General features: G+C 56.8%; 20 protein-coding genes and 2 pseudogenes. 17 read left to right on the forward strand and 5 right to left on the reverse strand.

The window, feature by feature from the left end; all coding sequences use genetic code 11:
• Positions 1 to 71 precede the first annotated feature (71 nt).
• Positions 72 to 476 carry a MarR family winged helix-turn-helix transcriptional regulator gene (locus ABH899_RS08805; RefSeq protein ID WP_009675620.1) on the forward strand — a complete coding sequence of 135 codons (405 nt, stop codon included), beginning with the start codon at positions 72 to 74 and terminating at the stop codon, positions 474 to 476.
• Here ABH899_RS08805 and ABH899_RS08810 read toward each other — a convergent pair.
• Both ABH899_RS08810 and ABH899_RS08815 read right to left on the reverse strand, forming a co-directional pair.
• A complete protein-coding gene (locus ABH899_RS08810; protein WP_009675565.1) occupies positions 441 to 1,178 on the reverse strand; it encodes an RluA family pseudouridine synthase in 738 nt (245 codons plus the stop codon). The genes ABH899_RS08805 and ABH899_RS08810 overlap by 36 nt on opposite strands.
• 3 nt (positions 1,179 to 1,181) lie before the next feature.
• The gene (locus ABH899_RS08815) at positions 1,182 to 2,048 is read right to left on the reverse strand and encodes a class I SAM-dependent methyltransferase (protein WP_369995637.1); all 867 of its coding nucleotides are present in this window, start codon (positions 2,046 to 2,048) and stop codon (positions 1,182 to 1,184) included.
• Between the two features lie 251 nt (positions 2,049 to 2,299).
• On the opposite strand from ABH899_RS08815, the gene glgB reads away from it, so the two are divergent.
• From glgB to ABH899_RS08855, 8 genes and pseudogenes are all read left to right on the forward strand, one after another.
• Entirely contained in the window at positions 2,300 to 4,249 is a 1,950-nt protein-coding gene (gene glgB / locus ABH899_RS08820; RefSeq protein ID WP_369995975.1) for a 1,4-alpha-glucan branching protein GlgB, read from the forward strand.
• Complete coding sequence (locus ABH899_RS08825; protein ID WP_218229871.1) at positions 4,239 to 5,387, forward strand: glucose-1-phosphate adenylyltransferase; 1,149 nt, start codon at positions 4,239 to 4,241, stop codon at positions 5,385 to 5,387. The genes glgB and ABH899_RS08825 overlap by 11 nt, the downstream gene beginning before the upstream one ends.
• Before the next feature lie 7 nt (positions 5,388 to 5,394).
• Entirely contained in the window at positions 5,395 to 6,504 is a 1,110-nt protein-coding gene (glgD, locus tag ABH899_RS08830; RefSeq protein WP_369995638.1) for a glucose-1-phosphate adenylyltransferase subunit GlgD, read from the forward strand.
• A gap of 109 nt (positions 6,505 to 6,613) precedes the next feature.
• A pseudogene (glgA, locus tag ABH899_RS08835) lies at positions 6,614 to 8,035 on the forward strand (glycogen synthase GlgA); the annotation flags it as partial.
• A 231-nt stretch (positions 8,036 to 8,266) separates the two neighbouring features.
• Positions 8,267 to 9,955, forward strand: a pseudogene (locus ABH899_RS08840) (glycoside hydrolase family 13 protein); the annotation flags it as partial.
• A gap of 269 nt (positions 9,956 to 10,224) precedes the next feature.
• On the forward strand, positions 10,225 to 11,478 hold the full coding sequence (locus ABH899_RS08845) for a hypothetical protein (RefSeq protein ID WP_369995640.1): 1,254 nt from the start codon (positions 10,225 to 10,227) through the stop codon (positions 11,476 to 11,478).
• Between the two features lie 129 nt (positions 11,479 to 11,607).
• Positions 11,608 to 12,225, forward strand: a complete 618-nt coding sequence (locus ABH899_RS08850) for an NUDIX hydrolase (protein WP_369995641.1) — start codon at positions 11,608 to 11,610, stop codon at positions 12,223 to 12,225.
• A gap of 97 nt (positions 12,226 to 12,322) precedes the next feature.
• A complete protein-coding gene (locus ABH899_RS08855) occupies positions 12,323 to 12,775 on the forward strand; it encodes a hypothetical protein (protein ID WP_369995642.1) in 453 nt (150 codons plus the stop codon).
• A gap of 62 nt (positions 12,776 to 12,837) precedes the next feature.
• On the opposite strand, the gene ABH899_RS08860 is transcribed toward ABH899_RS08855, so the two are convergent.
• The 3 genes from ABH899_RS08860 to ABH899_RS08870 all read right to left on the reverse strand — a co-directional run bounded on the left by ABH899_RS08860 (position 12,838) and on the right by ABH899_RS08870 (position 14,875).
• On the reverse strand, positions 12,838 to 12,975 hold the full coding sequence (locus ABH899_RS08860; RefSeq protein WP_369995643.1) for a hypothetical protein: 138 nt from the start codon (positions 12,973 to 12,975) through the stop codon (positions 12,838 to 12,840).
• A gap of 314 nt (positions 12,976 to 13,289) precedes the next feature.
• A complete protein-coding gene (map, locus tag ABH899_RS08865) occupies positions 13,290 to 14,036 on the reverse strand; it encodes a type I methionyl aminopeptidase (protein WP_369995645.1) in 747 nt (248 codons plus the stop codon).
• Between the two features lie 26 nt (positions 14,037 to 14,062).
• Entirely contained in the window at positions 14,063 to 14,875 is an 813-nt protein-coding gene (locus ABH899_RS08870; protein WP_369995646.1) for a TetR/AcrR family transcriptional regulator, read from the reverse strand.
• Positions 14,876 to 15,277: 402 nt separating this feature from the next.
• Between ABH899_RS08870 and ABH899_RS08875 the strand changes: the two genes are divergently transcribed.
• The 8 genes from ABH899_RS08875 to ABH899_RS08910 all read left to right on the forward strand — a co-directional run bounded on the left by ABH899_RS08875 (position 15,278) and on the right by ABH899_RS08910 (position 25,079).
• The gene (locus ABH899_RS08875; RefSeq protein ID WP_369995647.1) at positions 15,278 to 17,581 is read left to right on the forward strand and encodes a DUF4962 domain-containing protein; all 2,304 of its coding nucleotides are present in this window, start codon (positions 15,278 to 15,280) and stop codon (positions 17,579 to 17,581) included.
• Positions 17,582 to 17,679: 98 nt separating this feature from the next.
• Positions 17,680 to 17,997, forward strand: a complete 318-nt coding sequence (locus ABH899_RS08880; RefSeq protein ID WP_369995648.1) for a cupin domain-containing protein — start codon at positions 17,680 to 17,682, stop codon at positions 17,995 to 17,997.
• A 40-nt stretch (positions 17,998 to 18,037) separates the two neighbouring features.
• Positions 18,038 to 19,876 carry an alpha-L-fucosidase gene (locus ABH899_RS08885; RefSeq protein WP_369995650.1) on the forward strand — a complete coding sequence of 613 codons (1,839 nt, stop codon included), beginning with the start codon at positions 18,038 to 18,040 and terminating at the stop codon, positions 19,874 to 19,876.
• Positions 19,863 to 20,885: a glycoside hydrolase family protein gene (locus tag ABH899_RS08890; protein WP_369995651.1), complete on the forward strand. Its 1,023-nt coding sequence runs from the start codon at positions 19,863 to 19,865 to the stop codon at positions 20,883 to 20,885. The genes ABH899_RS08885 and ABH899_RS08890 overlap by 14 nt, the downstream gene beginning before the upstream one ends.
• A complete protein-coding gene (locus ABH899_RS08895) occupies positions 20,879 to 21,514 on the forward strand; it encodes an SGNH/GDSL hydrolase family protein (protein WP_218229882.1) in 636 nt (211 codons plus the stop codon). Before ABH899_RS08890 ends, ABH899_RS08895 begins: the two co-directional genes overlap by 7 nt.
• 61 nt (positions 21,515 to 21,575) lie before the next feature.
• Positions 21,576 to 22,526, forward strand: a complete 951-nt coding sequence (locus tag ABH899_RS08900; RefSeq protein WP_369995652.1) for an ABC transporter permease — start codon at positions 21,576 to 21,578, stop codon at positions 22,524 to 22,526.
• A 16-nt stretch (positions 22,527 to 22,542) separates the two neighbouring features.
• On the forward strand, positions 22,543 to 23,415 hold the full coding sequence (locus tag ABH899_RS08905) for a carbohydrate ABC transporter permease (RefSeq protein ID WP_369995653.1): 873 nt from the start codon (positions 22,543 to 22,545) through the stop codon (positions 23,413 to 23,415).
• A gap of 113 nt (positions 23,416 to 23,528) precedes the next feature.
• The gene (locus ABH899_RS08910) at positions 23,529 to 25,079 is read left to right on the forward strand and encodes an extracellular solute-binding protein (protein WP_369995655.1); all 1,551 of its coding nucleotides are present in this window, start codon (positions 23,529 to 23,531) and stop codon (positions 25,077 to 25,079) included.
• The last annotated feature ends 78 nt before the right edge of the window (positions 25,080 to 25,157 follow it).

The raw sequence follows: 25,157 nt of genomic DNA on the forward strand, positions 1-25,157 counted from the left end.
TTTCGCCATTGGACACGTGATATACTTGGATGGAAGAGTGGATGAGCCTTGAATCGGAGGAGTGATTGCAATTGTATTCGGTAGAATTTGCGAAACTGTGGACGAAGCTTTCCAAGGAGCTCAAATCCAATATGGAAGACCAGCTTGCACCGACGATAACGGAAGGCCAGCTTCACGTGCTGGAGCTGCTTGCGGCGAACGGCACGATGAAGCCTTCCGATTTTATTGAATATTTGGCTACGACACCGGCGGCCGTGACGACTCTGCTGGACCGCATGGAGCGGGCGGGACTCATTACCCGGAGCCGGGATGAAAAAGACCGCCGCGTCGTATGGGTCGACGCGACGGACAAAGGAAAATCCGAGCGGGAGCGCGGGCTGCAGATCCGTGAGGAAGTGCTGGATGCTTATCTCAGCCGCATTTCCTCCCACAATCAGCAGCTACTCGTTTATCTGCTCGGGAAGGTTGCGAACTAGTTCCTGCCACAAGAACCAGGGGTGACGCTCGGGAGGCACCGACCGGAAGGTCAGCGTCTCCTGCTGCGTCGGGTGCGGGAAGGACAAACGGGCCGACCAGAGAGCAAGCTGCTGGCCCGGTTCGTTCGCTCCGGCGCCGTACCGCTGATCCCCGTACAGAGGGCAGCCGATGGCCGCCAGCTGTACCCGGATCTGATGCGGCCTGCCCGTGTGCAGCTTCACCAGGACGAGGCTGAGCCCTTCGGCGCTGCCGAGCACCCGGTAGTCAAGGAGCGCCTCTTTGGCGCCGTCCTTGCCGGGTTTGACCACGGATACGGTGTTTGTCCGCGTATCCTTGAGCAGCCAGTGCCGCAGGGAGCCCTGCGGCTCCTTGGGTCTGCCCCGCACGACGGCCGCGTACGTCTTGTCGAACGTCCGTGTTCGCACACTGTCGGAGAGGCGGGAAGCAGCCTTGGACGTTTTGGCAAACACCATGACGCCGCCGACAGGCCGGTCCAGCCGGTGCACGAGCCCGAGGAAGACGTTGCCCGGCTTATGATGCCGGCGCTTCAGGTCTTCCTTGAGCACGCTCAGAAGATCGGGATCGCGCGAGCTGTCCTCCTGCGTCGGCATATTGACGGGCTTCTCCACGACAAGCACGTGGTTGTCTTCGTAGAGGACGGGAATCGCCGCCCCGTCCGCCGCATGCTTCGGTCCCGCCATGGCTTACGCCTCCCAGCGGCCGAGAATCCCGCACGGCAGCGTCAGCTCGCTTGCGGTGATCGGAAGCCCGATTTCGCCTGCGGTAATATGTCCGCCGTAACGCTTGTGCATCGCCAGGGTCAAAATATTTTTGAGCACCGTGGAAGAGATGCCGGTGGTATACGAATTGACGAGCAGGAACAGCGGGTTGTCCGATAAGATCGTCATGCACGTCTCGATAAACGGATACAAATCGTCCTCAAGCTTCCAGGTTTCCCCGTTCGGTCCGCGTCCGTAGGACGGAGGGTCCATGATGATGGCGTCGTATTTGTTGCCGCGGCGCTGCTCGCGCTGGACGAATTTGAATACGTCGTCCGTAATGAATCGAACATGGCGGTCTGCGAGGCCGGACAGCTCGAGGTTTTCTTTCGCCCACTGCACAACGCCTTTCGACGCGTCGACATGGACGACCGAAGCGCCCGCGTGGGCGCAGGCGACAGTGGCGCCGCCCGTGTAAGCGAACAGATTCAACACTTTAATGGGACGGCCGGCATTGCTTATCTTGTCCATCATCCAGTCCCAGTTGGCGGCCTGCTCGGGGAAGAGGCCCGTATGCTTGAATCCGGTCGGTTTAATATGAAAACGGAGTTTGTTGTCATACGAGATCGTCCAGCGTTCCGGCAGGGTCTGGCGGAAGTCCCAGTTGCCGCCTCCGGAAGAACTGCGCCGGTAATGCCCCTCGGCCTGCTTCCAGTTTGCCGTTTCGGTCGTCAGCGGCCAAATAATTTGCGGGTCGGGACGCCGCAATACATAAGAACCCCAGCGTTCGAGTTTTTCTCCTCCGCCGGTGTCCAGGAGTTCATAGTCGTTCCAGCGATTAGCTACATACATCGGTTCATTTCCTTCTTTCCTCGCGTCAAAATGTACAGCGGTTCCTCATTCAAAAACAGCAATCCGTCCGCGGGCGGATGCCGGTATAACTTGCGGTTTTTAACACCGTTTTCTTCTAAGCATCTATTGTACAACATCCCTTGATGGAAGCCAATATAAGGAGTGTGCCCGATAAAGCGCCTATTCGTTTCACGGAGTGCCGAATCGGGTACAAAAAGATGACTATACAAGAGGGGGATGGGTTGAAGCATATGGCGGGTAAACAGATCCCCGGCTCCGAAGACATCTACTTGTTCCATGAAGGAACTTCTTATCACAGTTATCGCCTATTCGGGGCACACGCAGAGAAAAGGGGTAAGACAACGGCCGTACGCTTTACCGTTTGGGCGCCTCATGCCCGTGAAGTGCGCGTCGTCGGCGATTTTAACGAATGGAACGGAGAAAACCACCGCATGGAGACCGTGCCGGAATCGGGCGGCATCTGGACGCTTGGGGTTCCCGGTCTGGCGGAAGGCTCCCTATACAAATATGAAATCCACACACCGGCCGGCCGGATCATCCTGAAAGCCGATCCTTATGCCGTTTATTCGGAGCTGCGCCCCGGAACCGCTTCCCGCTTTTATAATTTGGACGGGTACAAGTGGGGGGACCAGAACTGGCGGCGCCAGCGCGCCCGCAAACCGGCATACGATCAGCCTTTAAACATTTACGAAGTCCATCTCGGAACCTGGAAGAAGAAAAGCCGCGAAGAGGACGTGCTCCTCTCCTACCGAGAGCTGGCGGACGAACTTGTCGCCTACGTTCTCGAAATGGGGTATACCCATATCGAGCTGCTTCCGCTTGCGGAGCATCCTTTCGACCGTTCCTGGGGTTATCAGGCGACGGGCTATTTTTCGGTGACGAGCCGGTTCGGCGAACCGAGAGATTTTATGTATTTCGTGGATAGGTGTCACCAGGCGGGCATCGGCGTCATTATGGACTGGGTGCCGGGTCATTTCTGCAAAGACGCCCACGGCCTGCGCCAGTTTGACGGACAACCGCTCTATGAACCGGATGAGCCCAATCTGGCCGAAAAGCCGGAATGGGGGACGCTGGCCTTTGATTTTAACAAGCCGGAGGTTCACAGCTTTCTTGTTTCCAACGCGATGTTCTGGATGGACAAATATCACATTGACGGCATAAGGGTCGATGCGGTAGCGAGCATGCTGTATTTGAACTTCGGCAAGCCGCAATCCATCTGGGTCACGAACGAGCACGGAGGGGACGAGAATCCGGCCGCGATCCGGTTTTTGAAGAAATTAAACACCGTCGTCTTCGGCTCCTATCCGAACGCCTTGATGATGGCCGAGGATTCCACCGATTGGCCTCAAGTCACGACGCCTGTCGATGCGGGCGGACTGGGCTTTAATTACAAGTGGAACATGGGCTGGATGAACGACATGTTGAACTACATGAAAATGGACCCGATCCACCGGAAGCATCATCATAATTTGATCACGTTCTCGTTTATGTACGCGTTCAACGAAAATTTCGTGCTGCCGCTTTCGCATGACGAAGTTGTGCATGGCAAGCGGTCCATTCTGCATAAAATGCCGGGGGATTACTGGCAGAAGTTTGCCAACACCCGCGTGCTTTACGGTTATATGTCCGGTCATCCGGGGAAAAAGCTTCTGTTCATGGGCGGCGAATTCGCCCAGTTCGACGAATGGAAGGACCTGGAGGATCTGGACTGGTTTTTGCTGGACTATGAGCTGCACGGCAAAATGCAGACCTATGTCCGGGCCTTGAACCGCTTCTACCTGGAGCAGCCTGCCTTATGGCAGAACGATCACGGCCACGACGGGTTCCAGTGGATTTCGCCCGACGATTCCAGCCAGAGCGTCGTCGCTTTTATTCGCAAAGGCAAGAAGCCCAAGGACGATCTCATCGTCGTGTGCAACTTTACGCCGGTCGTCCATCCGGATTACCGGATCGGCGTTCCCGGACCGGGGACGTATGCCGAAATCTTCAACAGCGACGACGAAGCTTACGGCGGGTCGGGCCAGGCCAACCGGCAGCCGCTTGCGAGCGAAGCGGTTCCGCTGCACGGTTTTGACTACAGCTTGTCGCTTCGCGTACCGCCGCTTGCCGCAGTTTATCTGAAACGATCACAAGTCGAACGTACCTCGCGACGAAAGGGGAAATCGAAAGATGCGAAGTAAAGAATGTATTGCCATGCTGCTTGCCGGAGGAGAGGGAAGACGACTCGGCGTGCTGACGCAGCAGCTGGCGAAACCGGCCGTTCATTTCGGCGGAAAGTACCGCATTATCGATTTCACGCTCAGCAACTGCACGAACTCGGGCATCGACACGGTAGGGGTGCTCACCCAATACCAGCCTCTCGTGCTGAACTCCTACATCGGCATTGGCGGGGCATGGGACCTGGACCGTAAAAACGGAGGCGTAACGGTGCTGCCTCCTTTTATGGAGCAGGGCGGCGGCGACTGGTATCAGGGGACGGCGAACGCGATTTACCGCAATATCGGGTTTATCGACCGCTATGAGCCGGAGTACGTGCTGATCATCTCGGGGGACCACATCTATAAAATGGATTACGACCGGCTGCTCACTTACCACAAAACGAAGGGTGCGGACGCCACGATCGCGGTGATTGAGGTCAAGTGGGAAGAGGCGTCGCGTTTCGGCCTTCTAAGCGTAAATGAAGAAAGCGAAATTACGGAGTTCGCGGAAAAACCGAAAGAACCCAAAAGCAACCTCGCTTCCATGGGCGTGTATATGTTTACCTGGAAGGCGCTTAAAAAATATCTGATCCAGGATAACGAAAATCCGGACTCCAGCAAAGATTTCGGGAAGGACATCATTCCGGCCATGCTGGAAGAAGGGGCGAACCTCGTAGCGTACCCTTTCCAGAGCTACTGGAAGGATGTCGGCACCATTCAGAGCTTGTGGGAAGCGAATATGGACCTGCTGGACGATCCGACCCAACTGAACCTGAACGATAAATCGTGGCGTATCTATTCCGTGACGCCTTATCAGCCTGCCCAGTTTGTTTCGGACGGGGCCCAAGTACGCCGTTCACTCGTGAACGAAGGCTGCTCCGTGTTCGGGGATGTGGACCACTCCGTCCTGTTCTACGGCGTCCATATCGGCGAGGGCAGCGTTATCCGGGATTCCGTCATTATGCCGGGAGCGAGAATCGGCAGCAATGTCACCATCCGCAAAGCGATCATCGGGGAAAATACGATCGTGGACGACGGAGCGACCGTAGGAGACGGGGAAGAGATCGTGCTGATCGGCGGAGGAGAACACATACGGGCCACTACGGAGTCGAAAGGATGAGGATAGCATGAAGCATGTAATGGGCGTTATCAATCTGGTGAACGAGCCGGACGATCTGGAAGAGCTTACGCTTCACCGCTGTGCGGGCTCGGTTCCGTTCGGAGGCCGTTACCGGCTGATCGATTTTATTCTATCCAACATGGTGAATTCCTCGATCGGCAACGTGGCTGTGTTTACCCAGCACAAGTACCGTTCCCTGATGGACCATCTGGGTTCCGGCAAGGAATGGGACCTCGACCGCAAGAGAGGCGGCCTGTTCGTGCTGCCGTCCGTCCAAGACGATCCGGCGGGCATGTCGCGCGGAGATTTGTTCCAATTCTATTCCCACCGCGATTATTTCTACCGGGGCCGGGAAGAGCTGGTCATCATCGGACGCAGCCATATGGTATGCAACATTAATTTCGAAGACACCGTCCGCTACCATGAAGATATGAGAGCGGATGTTACCGTCATTTATAAAGAGGCGGAAGAGGAATACTCCGGAAGCTACCGCCGCCTTGCGGTACGTCCCGACGGCAGAGTGACGGTCATAGAGGACCAGACCGGACGTCTGCGTACGGATAACGTGTCCATGGAAATGTATATCATGAGCAAATCGCTCCTTCTGGACATGGTGGAGACTTGCCTGGCGCAGGGCTACGATCATCTGGTCCGGGACGGGATCATGAAGAACGTGGATAAGCTGAACGTAGTCGGCTACCGCCATGACGGCTATCTCGGAATCGTGAATTCGATCCAGGGCTACTACCGGCACAGCATGGAACTGCTGGACCCTTCGGTGCTGAGGGAGTTGTTCTTCCGCAAGGATCTCATCTACACCAAGGTAAAGGACGAACCGCCTGCCCGTTACGAGGCCGCTGCGAGCGTGCGTAATTCCCTGATCGCCAACGGCTGCGTCATTGAAGGCAAGGTCGATAACAGCATCTTGTCGCGGGGTGTAAAAATCAGCAAGGGGGCTGTCGTGAAAAACAGCATTATCCTGCAGAACTGCTCCATTGAAGAAAATGTCGTGATCGAGAACGCCATTCTCGACAAGGACGTGTTCATCAGCCGCGGGCGTGTATTGACCGGGGATGTTCGGGCACCGTTCATCGCGGCGAAAATGAAAGTCATTTAAAACGGATTCCGACAATCAAAAGCCGTAACCGGACGCCGCCGAGCGGTTCCGGTTTGGCTTTTTCAAATAGAACTTAGAAGAAATTCAGAAGACGGGAGTGGAGACGTACATGAACATTTTGTTTGCGGCTTCGGAAGCGGCGCCTTTCGCCAAGACCGGCGGACTGGGTGATGTAATCGGGTCCCTGCCCAAGGAACTTAAACGCAACGGAGCGGATGTCCGGGTCATTCTGCCCAAATATGACGAAATTCCTCAAGTATTCAAAGACAAGATGGAGACGGCGAACCTCGTCACGTTCCGCGTAAATCTGGGCTGGCGCTCGCAGTACTGCGGCATACAAACCCTGGAACACGAAGGCGTCACGTTTTATTTCGTGGACAACGAGTTTTATTTCCGCAGAAGCGGGCATTACGGATACGGCGACGATGCCGAAAGATTCGCGTTTTACTGCCGGGCCGTAATCGACTCGCTTCCGCATATCGGCTTCAAGCCCGATGTGATTCACTGCCACGACTGGCAGGCAGGCATGATTCCGGTTTTGCTTAGAGCGCAGTACAGCCCGTACTATCCGTTCTATGAAGATATCAAAACGGTCATAACGATACACAATCTGCGCTACCAGGGGCTTTTCTCCAAAGAGACGATGATGGATCTGTTCGGCCTGGACGCCGGCTATTTCAACGGGGATCAGCTCGAAATGTACGACGGCGGCAGCTTCCTGAAAGGCGGACTGCTGTATTCCGATCGCATTACGGCGGTTAGCCCGACTTACGCGGAAGAGATCCGCACGCCGTTCTTCGGCGAGCATATGGACAGCCTGCTGCGCTACCGCAGCGAGGCGACCGTGGGCATCGTCAACGGGATCGACTACGATCTCTTCAATCCGATGACCGATTCCCATCTGGCTGTCACATACCGGGACTCCTTGTCCAAAAAGCGGCTGAATAAAACGCACCTTCAGCAGCGGCTGGGGCTGCCGGTCCGCGACGACGTGCCGGTTATATCGCTGGTAACCCGGCTGGTGCAGCAGAAGGGGATCGATTTGATCCGTCACGTGCTGCCGGAGCTGCTATCCCTGGATGCCCAATGGGTGATCGTGGGAACCGGGGATCACGAATATGAGCAGCTGTTCCGCGAGGCGGCGGCCCGGCATCCCGACAAGCTGGCTGCGTACATCGCTTTCGACGACGGGCTTGCCCGTCAGGTATACGCCGGCTCGGACCTCTTCCTGATGCCGTCGCTCTTCGAGCCCTGCGGAATCGGTCAGCTCATCGCGATGCGCTACCGCACGGTGCCGATCGTCCGCGAGACGGGCGGTTTGAAGGATACGGTGCAGCCTTACAATGAGTTTACCGGCGAAGGCACGGGCTTCAGCTTCAACTCGTACAACGCTCACGATATGCTGCATACGGTCAGACGTGCGGTGCATTTCTATCTTCATGACCAGGATGCCTGGCGCAACCTGATGGCGAACATCAAGAAGACCGATTTCAGCTGGAAAAAATCGGCCCTGCAGTACAAGTCGCTGTACCAGGAACTCATCCGGGAGGCGGCGGACGCGTCCAAAGAGCGCCAGAGAGCCTGGCAGGAAGCGGAGCGGCGGCGCGGTGAACAGGAAGCTCAGCTCCGGGTGGCTGCGGCTCATGCGGCCCAGCTGAGGGAAGCGGCTCCGGCCGCGGCGAGCGGCCGGACCTCCGCCGGACCGAAGTCCGCTGCCGTCAGCGAGACGGGAGAAGACGACGGCGGCGGGGCCCCCGGAGGCAAAGCCTGGTGGAAAGAGAGCGTCGTCTACCAGATTTATCCACGCAGTTTTAAAGACAGCAACGGAGACGGAATCGGGGATCTTCCGGGCATCATCTCGAAACTGGATTACTTGAAGGAGCTCGGCGTCGACGTGATCTGGCTGTCTCCGGTTTATCAATCGCCCAATGACGACAACGGCTACGATATAAGCGATTACCGCGGGATTATGGACGATTTCGGAACGATGGCGGATTGGGAGAAGCTGCTCGTGGAAGTGCACAGCCGGGGCATGAAGCTTATTATGGATCTCGTCGTAAACCATTCGTCGGACGAACATGCCTGGTTCCTGGAATCCCGCTCCTCCAAAGAGAACCCCTACCGGGATTATTACATTTGGAGGCCCGGCCGTGACGGACGGGAGCCGAACAACTGGACGAGCATCTTCAGCGGTCCCGCCTGGGAGTATGACGAGCAGACCGGGGAGTATTACCTCCATTTGTTCAGCCGCAAGCAGCCGGATTTAAACTGGGAGAACCCCAAGGTGCGCGAGGAAATCTACGATATGATGACGTGGTGGCTGGATAAGGGAATCGACGGATTCCGCATGGACGTCATTAACATGATCTCCAAGACAGAGGGACTTCCAAGCGCGGGCGGAGACCGGTATGCATGGGGCGGAGATTATTTTATGAACGGCCCGAGGGTGCATGAGTTTTTGCGGGAAATGAACGAAAAGGTGCTTTCCCGTTACGATATCATGACGGTCGGCGAAACACCGGGTGTAACCCCGGACGACGCGGCCCGTTATGCGAATGCGGACGGCACCGAGCTGAACATGGTGTTCCAGTTCGAGCATATGGAGCTGGACAGCGGCTGGGGCGGCAAATGGGACCCGTGCGCCTGGAAGCTGAAGGATCTGAAAGCGACGATCGGCCGCTGGCAGACGGGGCTGCACGGACGCGCGTGGAACAGCTTGTACCTGAACAACCATGACCAGCCGAGAATGGTATCCCGGTTCGGTAACGACCGCGAATACCGCGTGGAGTCGGCCAAAATGCTGGCGACCTTCCTTCATACGCTGGAGGGAACGCCTTACATTTATCAGGGCGAGGAGCTCGGCATGACGAACGTACACTTCAAAGGGATTGAGGATTGCCGGGACGTCGAGACGCTGAACATGTACCGGGAGCGCGTCACCGAAGGCGACGGCAATCACGACGAGGTCATGAACGCGATCCGCATCAAAGGGCGGGATAACGCCCGGACTCCGATGCAGTGGAGTCCGGAGGAGAACGCAGGCTTTACGACCGGAACGCCGTGGCTGCACGTTAATCCGAACTATACGGAGATTAATGCGGAAACGGCCTTAGCCGACACGGACTCTATTTTTCATTATTACCGGAAGCTGATCGCGCTCCGCAAAATTCACCCGGTAATCGTGTACGGCAGCTATGAAATCGTGGCCGAGGAAGACGAGCGCATTTACGCGTATACCCGCACGCTCGGTAACGACAGGCTGTTCGTTATGCTCAACTTTACCGGAGAAACGGCTTCCTTCGCGAGCCCGTACCCGCTCCTGGCCGGGGGCGGCGGTGAGCTGCTTATCGCCAACTACCCCGTCGGGGAAGGAAGCGAGACGAGCGGTCTGGACGCGGAGCTTCAGCTTCGTCCCTTTGAAGCCAGGGTCTATCTGCTGAAGGCCTTCTAGGAGGCGCACAGCTTGTCTGCGTAAACCGTTCCCGCATCCTGTTGAAAGCATCTGAGACCCCGGCGGTTTCAGGTGCTTTTTAACAGAAAAAGGCGGAGCGGATTCGTTTACGTTGCGAGTTCCGCCGAGCGCAGTCGCGCCGGTTAAAGCTGCCTCAAGCTGCGCCGTCCGGGAAGAACGAACGGGTTGTGGCGCACGGGGCATCCGGCCATTTTCAAGATTCTTAAGAAATTTCGGGATAAATATCCGTTGAAGGAGGAGGAAAACCGTTGAAAAAGTGGTTGATGTCTGGTGCGGCTTTCTTGCTGCTCGCAAGCTCCGCCTCCATTCTGGCTCCAGTCCGGGCGAAGGCTATGGTGGTAAACGTTCCGTGGGACGTGACGCTGATCCAGGAGACGACTATGTACGAAGACGAAGCGTTCACCAAGCCTGCGGGCAGTCTGGCTCCTCTTCAGACCGTCCATATTACGAAGAGAGACAGCCAGTGGAGCATGGCGGATAACACGGAAGAGAAGGGATATCTCATTGAAACGTGGCAGGGGGAAAAATGGATCAAAGCCGATCCGGAAACGCTCATTCCCGGCAAGTATAAGACCGAAACCGCGACGATCACTCTGGTAGATAAGCAGGAGCTGTACGATGAACCTCTTCAGGAAGCGGCCAGCGGAACGGTCATTTCCCCGCAGCAGGTAACGGTCACGGGAACGATCGAATGGGATGGAGCGGACTTCGGCCCTCCCCGGACGATAAAATTTTACCGCATCCAGACATGGCTGGGAGACAAGTGGATCTACGACAGCTTTTATAAGGAAGCCGTTCAGGAAAAAGCGGTCTCCACGACCGTCGACCTTTTCCAAGCTACGGACAGCTTCGAGCTGCCTTACATGGGGCTAACCAAAACGGGAACGCTGAAAACCGGCAGGTACCCGGTGACGGCCGTATGGGAGCTTCCGCCTACGCTCGGCGACGGCAGTCCGACCTGGTATAAAGTTTCCCTCCCGGAAGGGGATCGTTGGATTTTACCCGAGGGCGAGCTGGCGGGTGTTCGGGAAACGACGGGCAAGGCGGAGCTTCCGACCGGGGGCAAAGGGTTTGCAAAGCCGACTTATTACGACGATGAAAATTACACGGAAGTCGCGCCGGGCAGCTACGACGCATTCGAAACGTGGAAGGACGGAGAGCTGGAGTGGGTGCACATCCGCACGGAGTCCGCAGCGTTATGGGTCAATCCCGGTCTGGCGCTTAAAGTGCGGCCTGCCGGCATTATTCCGACGGACGAAGAAATTCCGCTGACCTCGCGTTCGGCAACGTACAAGTACCCGGATTGGAGCCGTATTCACAATATGAAGGGCTTTTTTGCCCCGCAGACCGTCAAAGCTTTCGAAAAGTGGCTGTCTCCCGAAGGGATCGCCTGGTATCATGTTCACGGTACCTGGGACGATTGGTGGATTCCGGAGAATGACGCCGAAGAACCCGCCAAACAGCCGGCAGAGCCGGAAATGAATTCAGCGGTATCCGGGTAAAGCGGACCATAACGTTCATTTTTATTTATAGAACCGGCATGCTAAAATGGACATACTTGCGAGACGACACCTGATAACCCGGTGCTCGTCTTTTTTTACGAGATCAACGAAACAAGGAGGGACGTCAGCATGAACGCCAAATGGCTGGAATGGGCCAAGCAGATACAAGCCATCTCGCAAATCGGGCTGGCCTACAGCAAGGACGTGTACGATCTGGAGCGGTATGAAATGCTGCGGGATTTGAGCCTGGAGATTATGAGCGAGTATACGGACCTTCATCAGGAGAAAATCCGGGACCTTTTCGCGAACGAAACAGGGTACGCCACTCCGAAAGTGGACATACGCGCGGTCGTTTTCCGGGAGGGTAAGCTCGTACTTGTGCGGGAAAAGCTGGACGGGTTCTGGGCGCTGCCTGGAGGCTGGGCGGATATCGGCCTGTCGCCTTCGGAAGTGGCCGTGAAGGAGGTCAAAGAGGAGGCCGGGCTGGAAGTGAAAGCGGACAGGCTGCTGGCCGTATTCGATAAAAAATTCCACGAACATCCGGAATCCCCGTATCATGTGTACAAATTTTTTGTGCTCTGCACCATTACGGGAGGCGAGATTCAAGGGGGGCTCGAAACGAGCGAGGCGGCTTTTTTCGGAAAAGAGGAACTGCCGGAGTTGTCGGTGGAGAGAAACACGAAGGCTCAACTGCTTACGATGTTCGAGATGGTCGAGAACCCCGGCAGACCGGTTTTGCTGGATTAAGGTCCCTGCGGGAACATTGTAAAGGGCCAAACCGGGGGAGCGGCATCAGGGTGGGAGCGGACTTGACCGGATTCGGGAAGCGGGGTGGTTCAATCCTATGAACAAAAAGCTAGCGATCGTTTTTATGGGGGCTGCATTTCTTGCCGGATTTATGCCTTTTGTCGCGGTTAAGACGAATTGGTTACAACCTGCAGCGGTTCAAGCGAACGCCGACATTCTTGTGAACCTGGATCAGCGGGATTTGAAACGCCTGGACAGGCTCGTAGACCGGTTTAAACGGGCACAAGGTGATCGTCTTATGGTGGTTTCACCTGCAATTGACAGCGGCCCGTGGATACACGATGTGTATACGGACGGAACGGAGATTGTGTGGACGGTAGACAACAACAGGGATGTATACAGCTCGCGGAAACAAAAGCAAACGTATACGTGCGCCTCCGTCGAGAAAATCGAAACTTCCGAGCGGTATGCGCTCCAGTTAAGCAAGTGCGGGGACGGGCAGAACGACAAGCTGCCGATTCTGGAAATCGACAAGAACAGGGAGCGTTAGACGGGGAAGAGTTTTCCGGGTCATGCAAGAGAGCGCGGGTGTCTATTTCGGAACGATGTCGGTTATGACGGGCAGGGGCTGCTGCGGGTAAACGCGCTGTCCGTGTTCCACGTCACGTAGTTCGCGCCCGCCCAGCCGTGGCCGCTTCCGAGCCATGCCCGGTCGCGTCTCGAGATCGGCGCCTGGATATTGTCGTACAAGCCGCCTGCCGATCTTTTATGATACGGTTCACCAAGCTATCTGTAACGGCAAGTTTTTTGTAAAACTCCTAATATGGCATGATTTTGATAGGCCAAAGACCCCTCTCGCGAGGGGGTTTTTAATGCAAAACGGGCAGAAGTCCAAAGATGAGGAAACAAGTGCTTCGTCACCTACGAGTGAAGTCCAAGGAAAAATTGAAACGGGAAGTGTTTTACTTCCGGGCCAGTTTCCCGGGGAGACGTTTTGGGCACCGATCCGGCTTGGCGAATCGTCATAAATAGACGTACGAATTCCCGTCCGTTCGCCTCTATTCTTACTGGGCCGTTAAAATCAGCGGCCCGTCCGGCGTGATTGCGATCGTATGCTCATACTGCGCCGACAACTTTCCGTCGGCCGTTCTCGCCGTCCACTGATCGTCGTCGATCGTGATACGAAACGTACCTTCGTTGAGCATCGGTTCAATCGTAAACACCATGCCTTCCTTTAACCGAATGCCTTTGCCGGCTACGCCGATATGCTCGTAGCTCGGTTCCTCGTGCAGGCTCCGCCCGATCCCGTGCGCCAGCAGATCGCGTACGACCGAAAACCCGTTCGATTCCGCATGCCGTTGAATCGCCGACGTTATGTCTCCGAGCCTGCCCCCGGGGATCGCCCGGGCGATCCCCAGATCCAAGCATTCCTTTGTCACCTTCATTAATTTTTGAGCCGCCGGCCGGATATTGCCCACTGCATAGCAATGGCACGAATCGCCGAACCATCCGCCGTATTCCACGACGATGTCGAGCTTCAGCAAGTCGCCGTCCATAAGCGCCCGGTTCGAAGGAATGCCGTGGGCCACCACATCGTTGACCGAAGTGCAGGTTTCGGCGGGGAAACCGTTGTACCCTTTCGTAAACTGCTTGCCGCCCAGCTTGGTGATATGTCTGGCAACAAAGTCATTGATTTCCCGGGTGGTGATCCCAGGCTCGATCAGTTTGGACACCTCGCGGTAGCAGTCCGCAATGATTTGGCTCGCCGGTTTCATCTCTTCGATTTCCCTAGGTGATTTTAAAATGATCATCTTTATTTATTCGCTCCTTATCCATTCTATAAGTTTAAAAACCGGGCAATATCCCTGGCCTCCTCGTGCAGCTTTCCGCGGCGAAGCGAAAGCGAGGCGCAGCCGACCAAGGCGGCCAGCAGCATTTCCGCGCGCAGCAGCCGATACGGCGGCTCCGCCGCGTTTGCGTCGGAAGCGGCAGCCCCGCCCGCCGCACGCCCGGTTTCCAGCAGCGCGGCAAAAGGCGCGAGCACCTCCCGGCGAAAGGCGGCCGAGAGCGGGGCCGAGCGCGCTTCAGGCAGCGAGGCAAAGCCCTCACCGGCCAGCTTATACAGCAGGTAGAGGGCGTGGTCCTCCGCCCAAAACTGCAGCAGCCGGACGGCGGCGACGGGGCCAAGCTCTGCGGCAGCGGCCGTTTCGCGGCTTCCGCTTCGGGAATCCGCGGCAGCCGGGTTCCCGGTGTCCGCCGCAGCAGCCAAGCCGAAGTGCCCGCCCACCGGCGCCTCCCCCGAAGCCGAAGCGCGCGGGACCTCCAGCGGGGCATTCAGTTGAGTCTCCAGCGGGACCTCCGGCGGAACCTTCAGCAGGGCCTCTAGCGGCGCCTCCAATGGGGCCTTCAGCGGAGCCTCGAGCCAACCCCCGGCCCGTTCCAGCGCGTCCCATAGCAGATCGTGGAGCAAATCGCCCTTATTGCTGTAATAATGGTACACCGTGCCATAGCCGAGTCCCGCCTGCACGGCCACATCGCGGATTTCCAGTAAAGGCCCTTTATTCAAAAACACATCGGCCGCGGCTTTCCGGATTTGCGCCAGACGCCGCAGCCGGATCTCTTCGTTTTGTTCCTTCGTGCGTGGAGTCATCTCGTCCGTTCACCTCTTTTATTTTTGACCTACTGTTATGTCAATATAAAACATCGGCTTGCGAATTACAAGAGATTAGCTGGAGGATTTCCGGCTCAACCTAGAAATCGGTGCTTGACCAACAGGCTAGCCTCGAACGAGCGACCTGGTTGGAACATTGCTAGGCTAACGATTGTCATAGCGCTTTATCGGCCCCCAAAACGGAGGTTTCTTTTCTAACGGTTGTATGCGAGCTTATTTGGACGAAACAGCCCCTCGCAATCGTAAAAAAGCACAACTCGATCTTAATTGACTCTATTCAGGCCGGGGGCAAACACTTTTATACTGGATACAGAGGACGATGGAAGCAGGTAAAGATTTCAGGCTGCATCATAATGGCTGAACACCGGAGGGAACGATGACATGAGCAAATCTTTGTACCAACCCCGCAGCGGCGTGCTGACGGTTCAGTACGAGCCTGACGCGCAGACGAAGGCGATCGAGAATCCGCCCCGGTTCACATGGATTCCCGCCAGGCTCGAGAAAGATTGTTATGTGCTGGAAATATCCGAACGGGACGATTTCCCGTCCGGGCTTTCCCGGACGTACGCTCCGGTTCCCTATAATTTTTTTACGCCGGAAAAAACTTTCGCGCCCGGCACGTATTATTGGCGGTATGCGCTGTATGAGAACGATAAACGTACGTCCGAATGGAGCGTCGCACGTTCATTTTCGGTACCGGAAAATCTGCCCGAAACTCCGCTGCCGGCCAAAGGCGAACGCTTTAAAGAAAGCGGTTGCGCGAGACCTCGGTTGTGGCTTCAGGGCGAGGAGGGGATTGCTCGTTACCGTGAAAAAATCGCTGCCGATCCCGAAGGAACCGGCTGGAAGCTGTTCTACGAGCTGTCTGTTCTGCCCTGGGCGGAGCGGGAGCCGCATGAGGAACCCGAGCCGTATCCGGGAAACAAGCGGACGGTGGAGCTCTGGAGGCAATCTTACATCACTTGTCAGGAAATGTTGTACGCGATCCGCCACCTGAGCATAGCGGGTAAGGTGCTGGACGATTCCCGCCTGCTCGGCCGGGCGAAAGCCTGGCTCCTGGCCGCCGCTTCCTGGGACCCTGAGGGGCCTACGGGCCGCGACTACAATGACGAAGCCGCTTTCCGCATGGCGGGAGCTCTCGCTTGGGGCTACGACTGGCTGCACGGCGAGTTGGATGCCGAAGAGAGAGAGCGGGTGAAGCGGAGCCTGGCCGCCCGGACCCGCCAGGTGGCGGTGCACGCGATCCGGCGCTCCAAGATTCACCAGGTGCCCTACGACAGTCATGCGGTCCGGTCGTTGTCGTCCGTGCTGACGCCGTGCTGCATTTCGCTTCTGCATGAAGAAACGGAAGCGGAAGAGTGGCTCCATTACACGCTGGAATATTTCTGGACCTTGTACACACCGTGGGGCGGCGAGGACGGCGGATGGGCGGAAGGTCCCCATTACTGGACGACCGGAATGGCGGCTTTGCTGGAAGCTATCGAATGGATTCGCGGATATGCGCGGCTCAACTTGTTCGACCGGCCTTTTTTTCACAAAACCGGCGATTTTCCGCTGTACGTCTACAATCCGAACGCTTCCACGCGTACGACCTTCGGAGATAATTCAAGCCTGGGCGGGAAATTCGGCGCCAAGACGGGTTACAATATGCGCCATCTGGCGGGTGTAACGGGCAACGGCCGGTACCAGTGGTACTACGAGCGGATCAAAGAGATGGACCCGGAAGCGGCCAAGCTGTTCCACAATCACGGCTGGTGGGATTTCCGTTTCGACGAGCTCGTGTACCGGCAGGCGTACCCGCAGATTCAGCCGAAAGCGCCTTCCGATACGGAGGAACTGAAATGGTTCCGCGATGTCGGCTGGGTAGCGATGCATTACCGGATGGACGACCCCGTCGAGCAGATCATGCTGCTGACGAAGGCCAGCAAGTACGGTTCCGTGAGTCACAGCCATGCGGACCAGGGCGCTTTTTATATCCATGCGTTCGGGGAAGCGCTCGCGGTGGAGACCGGGTATTATGTCGCGTTTAACAGCACGATGCACCGCAATTGGCGGAGGCAGACGGTTTCCAAAAACAGCCTGCTGATCGACGGAGCCGGACAATACGCGGGCACGGACAAATCGCTGAATATGGCGGCCTCCGGCACGGTCGCGGAAGCGAAGCGGGACAAGAACGAAAGTTATGTAAAGATGGATGTGACCGCCGCTTATCTGGAGCAGGTGCCTTACGCGAAGCGGGTGGAGCGGGAAATTTATTTTGTGGACAACAGCTATTTCGTTGTGGTGGATTCTGTTGATTTGAACCGTCCCGGTAAAATCGAATGGTTGTACCATGCCATGTACGAGATGGATTTGCAGGAGCAGTCCTTCCGGGTGACCGGAAAAAAAGCTTCGCTGGAGGGACGCTTCGTATTCTGCTCGTCGGGCGAGCTGACACTTTCCGGGAGCAATGAATTCTCCGGCGTGGACGAGAAGGAGATCAAGGGCCTCTCCCGGCAGTGGCATCTTAAGGCCGAATCGCCTCCGGCGGCTTCCCACCGTCTCGTTACGCTTCTCGTGCCGAAAAAACCGGGTGAAGAGGACCGCTACGTTTCGTATTTTATGGACGACCAGGGCTTCGTGTTTTCGCTTTATTTTACGGATAACGGAAAGACGCGCAAAATCGACGTGCAGAAAGCTTTCTAGAACGCGGTCACGCCGGATGCCGAGAAGGGCTGCCGGTATTATCCGGTGGACCGTAAGCAGGAGCCGGAATTGAAACGTACACAAGGAGGAATCACACAATGAGCAACATTAACGTATGGGAAGACGCGGAACCCGGGGTCAAACGCAAAATCATGCAGCCGGGAGAGTCGCTGATGCTGATGGAAGTCCATTTCGAGCCGGGCGCGGAAGGGTACGAGCATACTCACCCGCACGAGCAGTTGTCTTACTGCATGAAAGGGCGAGTGGAGTTCACGATCGACGGTATAAAAAAAGTGATCGAAGCGGGAGAATCGATCTGCATTCCCCCTCACGCCAGACACGGCGCCAAAGCGCTGGAGGCGAGTATTCTGCTGGACTGCTTTACGCCGGTCCGGGAAGATCTTGTGAAACGTTGATACCCGTTCCAAAATCCGAAACGGAAGAGAGGGATGCATCGTGCGGGAGAATGATCCGCTGATGGACGGAGCCGAAGCGGAAGCGAGACGCAGCCGCCCGCCGGGAAATCCGGCCGGGGAGATGCGTGCTTCCGGAGACGGAAGCTCCGATGCCAGACTGGCCTGGTGGCGGGAAGCGCGATTCGGGATGTTTGTCCATTGGGGTCCGTACTCGCTGCTCGGAGGAAGGTGGAAGGGCGAAGAGGTTCAGGCCGCTTACGCCGAGCATATCCAGCTCAGAGGACGCATTCCCGTCCGGGAGTACGAGAAGGTGGCCGCCGCCATGGATCTGAGCGGATTTCACGCGGACGAATGGATCGCGGCCGCCAAACAAGCCGGCATGAAATACATGATCGTCACGGCGAAGCATCATGACGGTTATGCCATGTACGACTCGCAGGCGAGCGGGTACAACATCGTGCGGCTCGGTCCGAGCGGCCGGGACCCGATCCGCGAATTAAGCGAGGCATGCGGAAGAGGTGGAATTACGTTCTGCCTCTACTACTCGCATGCGATGGACTGGCATCACCCCGATTCCCAAGGAAATACATTGGATTACCCGGACAATATAGGTGCCTGGGATTCGCTCGAAAGCTGGACCGGAGATGAAGCGAAGAGCCGCAGGTATGACCGGTATTTGCGGGAGAAGGCGTTTCCCCAAATTCGCGAGCTGCTCACGAATTACGGGCCTGTCGGCATTCTCTGGTTCGACTGCGGCCACAAGATCACGGATGAGCAGGGACGCGAATTCGCCGAACTGGTCCGTTCGATTCAGCCCGGCTGCCTGATCAACAAAAGAATCCGGTCCGACGAGTTCGCGGATTACGGCAATCCGGGGGACAACCAGCTCAGTGTCCGCGTCACGCGGCCGGATTGGGAATCGATTGTCACGCTGAACGATTCGTGGGGCTTCCGGCATGCGGACCGGAACTGGAAAACGCCGGAGGAGCTGATCCGGATTCTGGTTGAGACGGCGAGCCGGGGCGGCAACACCGTCTTCAATGTCGGCCCCGAAGGCAGCGGGCGCATCGACGAGCCTTCGCGCAGGCTGCTGGAGGAAGCGGGGCGCTGGATGGCCGTCCACCACGCGAGCATCCGTGGCACGGAGGGCAGCCCCATCGGCCGTCCCGAGTGGGGCTGCTGCACGGCTAACCGGCAGGAACGGAAGCTGTTCCTGCACATCCTGCGGCGGCCGCCCGGCGGCAGGCTGATCGTGCCGGGCATCGCAAGCCCGGTCAGCGCGATCCGCTGGCTGCACGATCCGGAAGCGGCCGCGCTCCGCTTCCGGCGGCTGAGCGGGCTCGACCTGCTCGTGGAGCTTCCCGGCCCGCTGCCGGACAACGCTTCTTCCGTATTGGTGCTCCAATACGAAGGCGAGCTTGCAGCCGATCCGCACAAGCGGCTGATGGAAGAAGGCGCGACGACTTTCCCGGCTTTCGACGGGGAAGCCGCCGGAGAGCGGCTGCGCTACGACACCGGCAAGAAGGGCCGGGACAACGTCACGGACTGGAGCCTGGCGGGCGACAGCCTCTCGTGGACGTTCCGGGCTGCGGAGCCCGGCAGGTACCGGGTCTGCCTGTCGTATGCGGCGGAGCCCGGCGTATCGGGAGGCGCGTACGCCGTCTCGTGCGCCGATCAGGTACTCCGGAGGGAAGTCGTTCCCACGGAAGGACCGTATGATTTTGCGGTCCGTGAGATCGGCGAACTCGCGATTCCGGGGCCGGGCACGTTCACCTTGACCGTACAGGCCGAAAACATACGAGGCGGTTATTTGATGAATTTGCGGCAGGTGGTTATGAAAGCGTTAACGGAGGAGGAGAAGCCCGATGTTCAGCTTTAAGCCGGCTCCGGTCGGCGGCGGATTCCGCATGGAAGGGTACTGGGTCTGGTGCGGTTCGGCCGTGAAGGGCGAGGACGGACGCTACCATCTGTTCGCTTCCCGCTGGCCGGACAGTCTGCCGATGCATCCCGGCTGGCTCGTCATGTCCGAAGTGGTACGCGCCGTGTCCGATACGCCCGAAGGGCCGTACACGTACGCGGAAACGGTGCTTCCCGCCCGGGGAGCGGAATACTGGGACGGCCGGAGCACGCACAATCCGCAACTCGTACGGATCGGCGATACGTACGTGCTGTATTACATGGGATCGACTCATCCCTTCGCGGACCCGGAACCGGGTGATCCGCTCGGTCTGGAAGATCCCGTCACGATTGTGGCCCGTTCCAACAAGCGGATCGGCATCGCCACGGCAACCCGCCCGGAAGGCCCCTGGCTGCGCCGTGACGAGCCGGTGCTGACCGTACGTCCGGGCAGGTTCGACAGCTTCCTGACGTCGAATCCGGCTCCCTGCGTCCTGGAAGACGGCTCCGTGCTTCTTGTCTACAAGGCTAGGAAGTACGAAGGCTTCCGTCACGGGGAGATGACGATCGGGGCCGCGAGGGCTCCTCACTTCGAAGGGCCGTATACGCGGCTGGCCGAGGGGCCGCTTTTTCCGCCGGATTTTAACATCGAAGACCCGTTTGTGTGGAAAACGGAGCGCGGATTTTCGATGATCGCCAAAGACATGACCGGCCGCCTCTGCGGAGAAAAATACGGAGGCATCCACGCCTTTTCGCCGGACGGGGTGACATGGTCGCTGTGCGATCCGCCGAAAGCTTATTCCCGCACCTTCCTGTGGGATGACGGCGCCATCAGGCAGGCGGGCAATCTGGAGCGGCCGTTCTTGCTCATGGAAGGCGGCGTGGCTACCCATCTGTTCGCCGCGGCTTCCGACGGCGCAAGAGGCTTTCACGATTGCACGAAAACGTGGAACCTGGTGATTCCGCTGAAGGAGGGACCTCCGTCATGCTGATCCGAAAGAACGATGTCGTGCTGTTTCAGGGAGACAGCATTACCGACGCCAAACGGGAGCCGGGCCACGAGCTCGGCAGGGGGTATGCCTGGATGGCGGCGGCCCAGTTCGGCCGGATGTACCCGGAACTGGGCGTTACGTTCCTCAACAGGGGAATCAGCGGCAACCGGGTCCGGGACCTGCAGGCCCGCTGGGAGGCGGACTGCCTGGAGCTGAAACCCGGCGTGGTCTCGATCTATATCGGCATCAACGACACGTGGAGAAGATACGACCGCAGCGATCCGACGACCGCGGAAGCGTTCGTTGCCGGCTACCGGGACATTCTGGACCGGACGGCGGAGGGTCTTCCCGGCGTGAAGCTGATGCTGGTCGAGCCGTTTCTCCTGCCGGTTCCCGAAGACAGGCGGCACTGGCGAGAAGACCTCGACCCGAAAATTCACGGAGTCCGGGATTTGGCGCGGGAATACGGGGCGGCTTACGTGCCGCTGGACGGCTTGTTCGCGCAGGCTTCGGCGAAGGCGCCGTGCCCGTACTGGGCCCCGGACGGGGTGCACCCGTCTCCGGCCGGACATGCGCTCATCGCGGATGCGTGGCTGAGAGCGGCCGGCGTGTCACGCGGTCTTTTTTAACCCTGTCTTAAAGAAGATCCAGTCTGTCATCAAGCCAATTCCGACCGCCTAGGAGGTACTTATGGCCAGCAAAATTCAGCCGTCCGACAAAGTCAGGTATGTGCAGAGGCATGAAGTCGGATCGAATCTGCGCAAATACAAAGCACTCTATCTGCTCTCGATTCCCGGCATTCTATATTTTATCGTGTTCAAGTACGCGCCGCTCATGGGGAGCGTCATGGCTTTTCAGAACTACAACCTGTTTAAAGGAATTACGGGCAGTCCCTGGGTCGGCCTGGACAATTTTATCCGGATGTTCGAATACGACGAGTTTTTGAATATTTTCACGAATACGCTCCTGATCGGGCTGTACGATATTGTGATCGCGTTTCCGGTGCCGATTATTCTGGCGCTGCTGCTGAACGAAGTGCGCAAAATGGTCTACAAACGGATTCTTCAAACCGTCGTGTATATGCCGCATTTTTTGTCCTGGGTCATTATCGGGGGGATCGCGGTAGGCATTCTTTCTCCGACGACGGGAATCGTCAATACGATGCTCGGCTGGTTCGGCATGGAGCCGGTATATTTTCTCGGGGAGGATTCCTATATCCGCAGTATTCTGATCGGTTCGGGCGTCTGGAAGGACGCGGGCTGGGGAACGATCATATATTTGGCGGCGCTCGCCGGGGTCAACCCGGAGCTTTACGAAGCGGCCAAAATCGACGGAGCGAGCCGCTGGAAACAGACCACGTCGATTACGATTCCGACCATTATGCCGACGATCGCCATTATGTTCCTGCTTCATATCGGGCATTTTCTCGATTTCGGATTCGAACGGGTTTATGTCTTCCTGAATTCGCTGAACTCGAACAGCGGCGAAATTCTCGACACGTACATTTACCGGGTCGGGCTCCTGGGCAAACAGTACAGCTATACGACCGCCATCGGGCTGTTTAAATCGCTGATCGGCCTTGTGCTTATCATGATCGGAAACCGTCTCAGCAAAAAAGCGACAGGCGAATCTTTATACTAGGGGCAGGTGACGTTTTATGATCAAAGAAAGCAGGGGAGAGCGCTCTTTCCAGGGATTCAACTATGTGCTGCTGACCATGGTGGGGCTCTGCATGATCCTTCCGATCGTCCACGTGCTGGCGAAGTCGTTCAGCAGCGAGCTGGCGCTGAATCAGGGCAGGGTGTCCGTTTTCCCGGTGGAGTTTACCCTCTCCAACTTCGCGTTCGTGCTCAGCGACAGTTCCGTGTGGCAGGGCTTTCTCGTTTCGGTGTTCGTGACGGTCGTCGGCACGCTTATTAACTTAATCGCAACGACCTCGCTGGCTTACCCGCTGTCCCGTCCGGAATACATCGGGCGCCGGTATTTGCTGCTCATGGTGCTCGTGACGTTTATTTTCAGCGCGCCGCTTATTCCGAACTATCTGCTGATTAAAAATCTGGGGCTGCTGGACACGGTCTGGGCGCTCATTATTCCCGGCATGATCAGCGCCTACAATTTGTTTATCATGCGCTCGTTCTTCTCCGGGCTGCCCGGTGAGCTTGTCGATTCCGGGAGGATTGACGGCTGCGGCGAAATGCGGCTGATCTGGAGCATCGTGCTGCCTCTGTCGAAGCCGGTAATGGCGACGATGGGCTTGTTCTACGCGGTGGCTCACTGGAATTCGTACTCCAATGCCTTGTATTATATCAACAACCGGAATCTGTTTCCGCTGCAGGTCAGGCTTAGAGAAATCGTCATTACGGACAATTTCGGCGAGATGACGTCCACCTTCGAAAATACGCTTAACATTTCGCCCGAAGGCATCAAAATGGCCGTGATCGTCGTGGCGACAGTTCCGATCCTGTTGATCTATCCTTTTTTGCAGAAATACTTCATTAAAGGTATGCTTATCGGGTCGATTAAATCATAAAAGAACACAAGGCCAAAATAAGAATCCCAATACCCGTAAAAATCTTCAGCCCTTATCATGAAAGTGTACCAGGGGTCGCATAACGAGGAAGAGAATGAAAGGAAGGATTTTCGATGAAAAAAGGTTGGGGTGTACTTCTCGCGGCAGTTCTCACTACGGGGACGCTTGCAGGCTGCAATTCCAAGGAACCGGCAAAAGAAGGCGCGGCGGGCGCGGGTCCCGTTAAATTCTCCGTTTCCTTCTCTACGGGAGGCAATGCCTATCTGGAATCCGCATCCGATATCAACAAAGACAAATGGGTGCTGGAACTGGAAAAACGCACTAACACAGACCTGGATTTGAAACCGCTTTCTCACAAAGAATTCGATCAGAAAATGAGCCTGATGTTCGCAGGCAACGACATTCCGGACGTCGTCAGCAATTTGCGCGGAGGCCCGACAACCTCCTCTATGTCCGGGTCGGTGGAAGCCGGCGTATTCATGCCGCTGGACGATCTGCTTAAGGAAAACGCGCCGAATCTGATGAAGCTGGTTCCGAAGGAAGCCTGGGAAGAAACGTCGTACGACGGCAAAATTTACGGCATCCCCGGCTGGCTGACCAACCCGTCGAGACGGGCGACCTTTATCCGGACGGATCTGCTGGAGAAAGCGAGCTTGAAACAGCCTGTCACAGTCGAAGACTATCTGGACGTTCTGCGGGCGTTCAAGAAGATGGGCGTCGAAAACCCGTACCAGATCCGCGAGCAGTTCAAGTATGCGGACACGTTCCTGGGCGCTTACGATGTCATGCCGTATCAGTTCGAGCTGATGAACGGCGAAGTCGTGCCGAAGTTTTTCGATGTGGAGAATATGACGAAAGCCCTCCAAACGTACAAAACGATGTATGAGGAAGGACTCATTCCGAAAGATTTTGCAACCGTTTCCCAAACCGACTATAACAAAAATATCGCGGCCGGCAAATCCGGCATCTGGTCGGCGAACGGCGAGGCTCTGCTGAATTTCCGGGGCAAAATTAAGGATGCGGTGAAGGACGGCAAAGTGGATATCGTCCCCTCCCCCAAAGGTCCCGAAGGCAAGGGCGGACACGGGGTGTACGGGTATATTTCTACGGCAAAGTATATCAACAGCAAGGTGGACAAGGAAAAAGCCAAGAAGATTATCCAATTCTTCGACTGGATGAGTACCGAAGAAGCGGAAGAGTTCTTCACCTTCGGGATCGAAGGCGAAACGTATACGAAGGAGAACGGCAAAATCAACTACAAGCAGCCGAAGACGAAGGAAGAAATCGACGAGGCGAACTACCGCCAGACGACGTTATGGATGGTTCACGACCTGACCTACAATAAGAAGCTCTCCGAATTGACGGAGGACGGCAAGGATATGGTAGAAGCGTTCGATAACGTGCTGTCCAAGGAAGGCGTAGGCGGCATTACGTTTACGACGAGTCTGGCTTCCTTTACGAAATATCCGGATCTGGCTTCCGGCGGGGATACGGGTCCCAAATTCATTTTGGACCAGATGATTCAGATGATTTACGGCAAACGTCCGATCTCCGACTGGCCCAAAGTGATTGAAGAGTACAAAGCCAAGGGAGGCAAAGAAATCATTAAGGAAGCTACGGAACGGTACAACAAAAAAGAAGGCGTGGTTGACCGCGCCCGTTAAACAAAGCTAAACTAAAGCTGAAATGAAAGCGTTTTAATTTTGGCTGCCCAAAAGGTTCGCCTCCCTTGCAGACGTTGT

The sequence above is a fragment of the Paenibacillus sp. RC84 genome, assembly GCF_041260495.1.
Lineage (GTDB): Bacteria > Bacillota > Bacilli > Paenibacillales > NBRC-103111 > Paenibacillus_F.

What these genes read in the sequence shown, in the direction of transcription:
- ABH899_RS08870 (WP_369995646.1), bottom strand. Translation starts at nt 14,875, where the DNA reads ATGACTCCACGCACGAAGGAACAAAACGAAGAGATCCGGCTGCGGCGT.
- ABH899_RS08905 (WP_369995653.1), top strand. Translation starts at nt 22,543, where the DNA reads ATGATCAAAGAAAGCAGGGGAGAGCGCTCTTTCCAGGGATTCAACTAT.
- ABH899_RS08895 (WP_218229882.1), top strand. Translation starts at nt 20,879, where the DNA reads ATGCTGATCCGAAAGAACGATGTCGTGCTGTTTCAGGGAGACAGCATT.
- map (WP_369995645.1), bottom strand. Translation starts at nt 14,036, where the DNA reads ATGATCATTTTAAAATCACCTAGGGAAATCGAAGAGATGAAACCGGCG.
- ABH899_RS08855 (WP_369995642.1), top strand. Translation starts at nt 12,323, where the DNA reads ATGAACAAAAAGCTAGCGATCGTTTTTATGGGGGCTGCATTTCTTGCC.
- ABH899_RS08875 (WP_369995647.1), top strand. Translation starts at nt 15,278, where the DNA reads ATGAGCAAATCTTTGTACCAACCCCGCAGCGGCGTGCTGACGGTTCAG.
- ABH899_RS08810 (WP_009675565.1), bottom strand. Translation starts at nt 1,178, where the DNA reads ATGGCGGGACCGAAGCATGCGGCGGACGGGGCGGCGATTCCCGTCCTC.
- glgB (WP_369995975.1), top strand. Translation starts at nt 2,300, where the DNA reads ATGGCGGGTAAACAGATCCCCGGCTCCGAAGACATCTACTTGTTCCAT.
- ABH899_RS08825 (WP_218229871.1), top strand. Translation starts at nt 4,239, where the DNA reads ATGCGAAGTAAAGAATGTATTGCCATGCTGCTTGCCGGAGGAGAGGGA.
- ABH899_RS08880 (WP_369995648.1), top strand. Translation starts at nt 17,680, where the DNA reads ATGAGCAACATTAACGTATGGGAAGACGCGGAACCCGGGGTCAAACGC.
- ABH899_RS08900 (WP_369995652.1), top strand. Translation starts at nt 21,576, where the DNA reads ATGGCCAGCAAAATTCAGCCGTCCGACAAAGTCAGGTATGTGCAGAGG.
- ABH899_RS08850 (WP_369995641.1), top strand. Translation starts at nt 11,608, where the DNA reads ATGAACGCCAAATGGCTGGAATGGGCCAAGCAGATACAAGCCATCTCG.
- glgD (WP_369995638.1), top strand. Translation starts at nt 5,395, where the DNA reads ATGAAGCATGTAATGGGCGTTATCAATCTGGTGAACGAGCCGGACGAT.
- ABH899_RS08890 (WP_369995651.1), top strand. Translation starts at nt 19,863, where the DNA reads ATGTTCAGCTTTAAGCCGGCTCCGGTCGGCGGCGGATTCCGCATGGAA.
- ABH899_RS08910 (WP_369995655.1), top strand. Translation starts at nt 23,529, where the DNA reads ATGAAAAAAGGTTGGGGTGTACTTCTCGCGGCAGTTCTCACTACGGGG.
- ABH899_RS08815 (WP_369995637.1), bottom strand. Translation starts at nt 2,048, where the DNA reads ATGTATGTAGCTAATCGCTGGAACGACTATGAACTCCTGGACACCGGC.